We start from the raw sequence: 298 nt of genomic DNA on the forward strand, positions 1-298 counted from the left end.
GACCGAGACGCACCCGGCGGGCGGCGAGATCCGGGTCCGCGCCGAGCGGCGGCCGGAGGGGCTCGTGGTCGAGGTTGCCGGCGACGGGATCGGCCTTCCGGCGGGGTTCGAGATCGGGCGCAGCTCGAAGAGCCTGGGCATGCGGGTGGTCGGCAGCCTCACGCGCCAGCTGGGCGGCAGCCTGACGATCCCGGCCCGAGAGAAGGGCGCCTGCTTCCGCCTGGAAGTGCCCCTGGAGGTAACCCCGGAGGCGCCCCCGGCCGGCTGAGCGTGGGGCGCGCCCCGACGACGGGGCGGG

The 298-nt window shown here is 77.2% G+C and carries 1 protein-coding gene; it reads left to right on the top strand.

Annotation, left to right across the window (positions count from 1 at the left end; all coding sequences use genetic code 11):
• A partial coding sequence (locus tag ACLBYB_RS33225; RefSeq protein ID WP_447701431.1) for an ATP-binding protein occupies positions 1-268 on the top strand: 268 nt, incomplete at its 5' end.
• Positions 269-298: the final 30 nt, after the last annotated feature.

It is taken from the genome of Methylobacterium sp. D54C (assembly GCF_053345595.1).